Origin of the sequence: Rufibacter ruber (assembly GCF_001647275.1) — a bacterium.
Lineage (GTDB): Bacteria > Bacteroidota > Bacteroidia > Cytophagales > Hymenobacteraceae > Nibribacter > Nibribacter ruber_C.
Window position 1 is genome coordinate 1 of record NZ_LRMM01000130.1, and the last position, 5,288, is coordinate 5,288.

A 5,288-nucleotide genomic window follows, 5' to 3' on the forward strand; every position below is an offset into this window, starting at 1 on the left:
TTGAAAGGTTTCTCTTTCTTGTGCAAGAACTGAAACTGAAAGGATTAGGCAGAAGATTAAAATTAAATGGTTTCTCATATTTATATATGTTGCATAACGGCTAGTATAAAAAACGTGCAAGGCCGTCGGCCGAGATGCCGTTTATACAGTGTTGGCAATAGTTGTTTTTTTCTTTTACTTCTAATTGCTCTTTGTTTTACTGAATCTCAAGATAGAATATTCCATAAACCTTTCTCCAATTCCCAAGTTTACCTCGATATCGTTAAATGTCCATGAGTGCATGGGCAAATCAAACTCATCTAATTTTATTTCTGTCGGTTGTCCGAAATGCTTTAAGAAGTGCTCTGAAAATTCTTTGAAGAATATTCGCGGATTGATGTTTTTGCGTCCGAATTCTACAGATTCCAAAAAACCATTAGCGTTTTGTAATTGGTTCTGAGCTACAGTTACATCAAGTATTTTACCACCAAAGCACTTCTTGTCTGTCCAAGTGATAAAGGATTCTTCCTGATTCTTAGTTGGGTTGTCGATTCTTTTAATTGCTTCCAGATGTTGTCCCCACGCCAATAGCTTATAACTATCTTCAAATAAGATTCCATCTGTAAGTTGGAATGGAAAGATTCTTGATTCTACCATTTTATCAATTATTGCCAACGGACTAGTATAAACGACGGCGAGGCCGTCGGCCGATGCTGACGTTTACACGTTGTTAGCTCCAGTTATTTTTCTATTATTGCTTTTAAAAGTTTTTCTATAGGGGTTAATATTTGACTCATATTTTCATAATTGTTGGGCCAAATATCATTAAGCAAGCAGAAATATTTTATTCCCAACTTATCATGCTCTCCAAATCCACCCCAGTTCAAACCTGTCATAACTAGTAGGAAGCAATTAGCATTAGGAAATTCATTTTTTAATTTAACTTCTCTATTTATCAAATCATTTTCCCAGCCATGTCGATTCCAACCCAATTGAGTTTTGCATTCAATTATTGCAACGACTTCATTGTTTTCCCAAATTGAGATATCTGGTCTAATAGCGCCGCGCCTTGCCATTATTTGTTTTTCTGAGTAAGCTTGAAGATGTCCTCCTTGCTTTTGCAAAAACAGCTTTATAAAGAAAAGAGTAGTTTCAACAAAAAAGTCTGCCCCAGCTGTCGCGTATCTTTTTCCTAAAAAATGCTTTATCACACTTTGTGTTTGATAGTAGGCTTTCATCCGTTCCAAAACCGCTTCTGTAACTTCATGTTTTTCTAAGTCGAAGCTGTATGCATCTTGCATTTCAATAAAGGATTCTTGAAGTGCAGTACTTATTTGCCTGATGCTATTGCAATAGCTTTTGTCAATGTCTTTAAGTTCTTTCATTCTTTATAATTGGAGCTAACGTACTGGGCTAAACGACGGCGACAGCCGTCGGCTGGAGATGACGTTTAGCCGTTGTTAGGTCTAGTTTTTTTTTCTGCAAAGACTGCATTTCTTCTTTCTACTTTTTGCCTGATTTCAGAAAAACAGACGCTAAGCAGCTTTCCGAGCGCAATCATTTTTCTTGCAAGTCCGTTTTTGGCTTCATTTTGGAAAACGAGGCCGAAAACGCATTTCTGAAGTCGGTCTGCGCGCATTGAAGATAAATTCTTTTGCTCAAACGCAACGACAATTCTACTTTTTCACTTTTGCTGGTCAAAGTCGAAGTGCGTTCCCCAACTTTTACTCAGATAACTTTCTACTTTGGCTGATTTAGATTTTTCCTCTTCCGCTACTCTTGCTGATTCTTTTTTCTGCAAAGCGAGAACGGTTCTTCATGTTTAAAATTAGACCTAACGGCTCGGCTATGCGGTCGGCTGGGAGACTGAATCGGAGATTCACGTCGGACGGCTGGCCGCTTGCAGGTAGAGATGGAACGTCGGCCGGAGGAAAACCCAGCTGCCGTATAGCCTTTGTTACCCGCTGTAGTTTTCTTGCTTCTGCTTCTATTGCTGCTTTATCCTTGTTCCTGTTTCTGCCCTGATTTCCGAAAAACGGCTCTATAACGCTGGCCATCGGCCGGTGCGAACCGCAAGTTTACTTTTTTGGCGAATTTCTCTTCTACTACTTTTGCCGGTCAAAGTCGTGGCTGCCTGTTTTTGGCCTGTTTTCGCAAAACCGGCTCCAAAACGGTGGCCATTGGCCGGTATGAACCGCAAAGAATTCTGCACGCATTTTGCGTCAATTCCTCTTTTGCAACAACTGCCGGATAAAGTCGGGCGGCGCTTTCTTTCTACTGCTAAGCTAACTAAATTCTTCTGTTACTCTTGCAGATGATTCTATTCACTTTTGCTTCTCAAACCGATGATTGTTTATGCTGTGACAGCTGATTTTTATTTTTTCAATTGCGGGTAACGTCTAGTATAAACGACGGCGAAGGCCGTCGGCCGAGATGACGTTTATACCTTGTTAGCATTAGTATTTTTTATACTGGTGCCATTTCTAAATATTCTTTTGCTAAGGAAAGTGTGTCTATCCCGTTGATTTTGGTTGCAATTAACTTTTTACTGATTAAATATTTAAGCATTCTGGAGGTCTTGTTTACCTCTTCCCAATTCACTTCACTTACTTTTCCAAACTCGGGAATGGTCGATTCCCAAGTTGTTGCCCTCTTTCCCGAATTGTGAGCAATTGAACTTGCTTCTAAACGTCCCCTAATTAACCTGCCAACATTGAGGTGAATCAGCCCCCATCCGTCCATTCTGTATCTGAAAGTATGTCCGTTGCAATACTTTGGGTTCAAGTCTATTTTAGTGATTTTATAATCAAAGCCGAAAGACTTTTTCCAGAATGACAGCTGAATCGGATTTTGTCCAGTCTCAAGTTCAACTAATAGTTCTTTGACATTGCTAAATTCTTTTAATTCCTGTCCTAAACCAGAGTAACCCTGGAATACAGATAGACTAAGTTCGTCGTAAATGAACTTTACGATTTCTTCATAGTCATTTTTTAAAGCGTAGAATTTATATGTCATATATTAATGCTAACGGTTCTCAGCTATACGCAGGCAGGGATTTTTAGCACTGAACTTCCTACGAAGAACTGAGCTTTCAATTTACCACATTCCTGTCCTACGAAGCACGAAACCCCTGCTTGCGTATAGGTGATGTTATGTGCATACCCTTTATTTTGTCTTATTTTTTTTGTGAAATTTATAACCCAATCCAATTGACCAAACCCATTTGTCTGGGTTATCGAAATGAAAAAATGGTGCTATCAGAACAAAATGTTTGTAGTCAATTCGTGGAGAAACTCCAAGTTTAGCACCTGTTTTTCCTTCTTTGATGTAAAATGATGGCAATGCACCCACACCAATTTTCCAATCATCATTCAGTCTTAACATTAGACTTGGTCCGCCAACATTAAATGCGTAAAAGTCATTACCTGCTGCAAAACCAAGCCTTCCTTCCATTCCAATATCCCATTTTGGATTTTCTTTTTCCTTTTTTTCTTGTTCCTGAGCATAAGTCAATGTTGAAATGAAAAATGCCACTACAAGTATTACTGTTTTTTTTAAATTCATTCTCTTTGTTTATTTAGTAAGTTTTAGAGCATTGTCTAACCTGTATGCTACGTTGTCCCAATTGATGATGTTAAACAAATTGTCCACAAAGTCGGCTCTTTTATTTTTGTATTTGAGGTAGTAAGAATGTTCCCAAACGTCAATTACAAGTAAAGGAATAACTCCCCATTGAGTCAATTTTTCGTGATTTTCACATTGTAAAATTGTCAGCTTGTCCGTATATGGTTGATAGCCCAAAATTCCCCATCCGTTTCCGTCAACATCTTTTGAGGTTTTGGCGAGATACATTTTCAGTTTGTCATAACTGCCAAAATCCTTTTCAATTCGTTTGAGCAAGTCTCCTTTGGGGTCGCTCTTTTTGTTTGTGAGGTTAGTCCAAAATATGGAATGAAGAATGTGAGATGAAAGATGAAAAGCCAATTTCTTTGTCCAAAAATCAACGATTTCTAGGTTGTTGTCGTCTAATGCTTTTCGTATCATCTGTTGGTCTTTGTTTGCACCTTTTACCGCTCCACCGTGATGGAAGGTATAATGCAAGTGTAATGTTTCTTCATCCATATACGGCTCTAAATGACTATTTGCATAAGCCAAAGGTTGATGAATGAAATTTCCGTCCTTGTCCACCAACTTGTCAATGGTGTTGTCGGTGAGATTTTGGGCAAATGCTGATGCGTTCGGAACTAGTGTCGCTCCGCCAAGTATCAGTCCGGTTTTTAGAAAGTCTTTTCTGTCCATATTTCTGTCGTTTTATTGTTGCACGTTCGTTTCTCAGGGTTGCACATAACGGTTAGTATAAACGGCGGCGGAGGCCGTCGGCCGACGCTGCCGTTTATACAATGTTACCTGTAGATGTTTTTTCTTTTAGGCAATGAAGGCATAAAAAGTACTACTAATTGTATGCATATGTGCCATCTGGCTTTACAAATGCTTCTGCTACTTTTTTAGCTTCACTTGGTAAGCTAAGTTGGTTGTGTAACCAGTCCCAAGTTTCTTTTATTAGCTTATATGTACCTCTACCTCCTTGATATTCTGCACCGTAGCTTGTTAAAAACCTGTTGCGATTTAGATGATCAGCTAATTCTTCTGCAGACATAGTCATGCCATGTGAAGATAGAAAAGATGCCAATTGCCAGATATAATGCTTTTTCTTATTCATAATTTTTAAAGGATTTCAACATTTATACTTTCACCATCATCTGTTAATTGCGCCTTATATGTAATAGGGAAGCGACGTTCCTGTCTTTGTTCCTCATCCGCATTTAACAAAGTGTCCGCGACAATGTCATATTTACTGTAGACTTCAGTAACAACATTTGCCGCGCATTCGCACATCCGGAATTCTTCATCTTTGCCCGTTGTAGTAATTCCTTCAAAAGAAACTGCTGAAGTATCTGGTGTACCGTTGTTTGCTAAAATCTCTTTTAAAGTTGTTTTAACGATTTCGTCGGTGCATTTGGGTTGATTACTTTCAGAACAAGCTAATGCTGTTAAGCTTAACAGTGCAATGGGTAATATTTTTTTCATTCTTCTATTTTGGATAGTCCTTACTTTCAGTGCATTTATGCTTATGGTCGCTGTTTCAGAATATTCCGACCTTTTATAATCAATTAAGAATTGTGAGGCAAATTAATATTTTCATTTACAGGTAACGAACAAGGCTAGAAGGCGTCCTGCACGCATTGTAGAGGTTGGATGCCTTCTAGGCGTAGTTATCCGCAGTTGTTTTTCCTTTTTCAGGTACTCTT

Annotated in this window: 7 protein-coding genes; all 7 read right to left on the bottom strand. The window is 38.7% G+C overall.

The genetic code is table 11. The features are described from left to right. Positions 1-180: 180 nt before the first annotated feature. The 7 genes from A8O25_RS21945 to A8O25_RS21980 all read right to left on the bottom strand — a co-directional run bounded on the left by A8O25_RS21945 (position 181) and on the right by A8O25_RS21980 (position 5,067). Positions 181-636, bottom strand: coding sequence for a hypothetical protein (locus A8O25_RS21945; protein WP_066839740.1), 456 nt, complete (start codon positions 634-636; stop codon positions 181-183). Positions 637-719: 83 nt separating this feature from the next. Next, entirely contained in the window at positions 720-1,364 is a 645-nt protein-coding gene (locus A8O25_RS21950) for a hypothetical protein (protein ID WP_066839741.1), read from the bottom strand. Positions 1,365-2,445: 1,081 nt separating this feature from the next. Beyond that, a complete protein-coding gene (locus tag A8O25_RS21965; protein WP_066839748.1) occupies positions 2,446-2,994 on the bottom strand; it encodes a hypothetical protein in 549 nt (182 codons plus the stop codon). Positions 2,995-3,144: 150 nt separating this feature from the next. Next, complete coding sequence (locus tag A8O25_RS21970) at positions 3,145-3,543, bottom strand: hypothetical protein (RefSeq protein ID WP_066839750.1); 399 nt, start codon at positions 3,541-3,543, stop codon at positions 3,145-3,147. Positions 3,544-3,552: 9 nt separating this feature from the next. Then, positions 3,553-4,278, bottom strand: coding sequence for a superoxide dismutase (locus A8O25_RS21975; RefSeq protein ID WP_066839752.1), 726 nt, complete (start codon positions 4,276-4,278; stop codon positions 3,553-3,555). A 154-nt stretch (positions 4,279-4,432) separates the two neighbouring features. Further along, positions 4,433-4,699 carry a hypothetical protein gene (locus A8O25_RS22560; protein ID WP_074988012.1) on the bottom strand — a complete coding sequence of 89 codons (267 nt, stop codon included), beginning with the start codon at positions 4,697-4,699 and terminating at the stop codon, positions 4,433-4,435. Between the two features lie 5 nt (positions 4,700-4,704). Beyond that, on the bottom strand, positions 4,705-5,067 hold the full coding sequence (locus tag A8O25_RS21980; RefSeq protein WP_066839754.1) for a hypothetical protein: 363 nt from the start codon (positions 5,065-5,067) through the stop codon (positions 4,705-4,707). Positions 5,068-5,288 lie beyond the last annotated feature (221 nt).

Bases quoted from the DNA above. Each gene is read 5' to 3' on its own strand.
- A8O25_RS21945 (WP_066839740.1), bottom strand. From the start codon at position 636: ATGGTAGAATCAAGAATCTTTCCATTCCAACTTACAGATGGAATCTTA.
- A8O25_RS21950 (WP_066839741.1), bottom strand. From the start codon at position 1,364: ATGAAAGAACTTAAAGACATTGACAAAAGCTATTGCAATAGCATCAGG.
- A8O25_RS21965 (WP_066839748.1), bottom strand. From the start codon at position 2,994: ATGACATATAAATTCTACGCTTTAAAAAATGACTATGAAGAAATCGTA.
- A8O25_RS21970 (WP_066839750.1), bottom strand. From the start codon at position 3,543: ATGAATTTAAAAAAAACAGTAATACTTGTAGTGGCATTTTTCATTTCA.
- A8O25_RS21975 (WP_066839752.1), bottom strand. From the start codon at position 4,278: ATGGACAGAAAAGACTTTCTAAAAACCGGACTGATACTTGGCGGAGCG.
- A8O25_RS22560 (WP_074988012.1), bottom strand. From the start codon at position 4,699: ATGAATAAGAAAAAGCATTATATCTGGCAATTGGCATCTTTTCTATCT.
- A8O25_RS21980 (WP_066839754.1), bottom strand. From the start codon at position 5,067: ATGAAAAAAATATTACCCATTGCACTGTTAAGCTTAACAGCATTAGCT.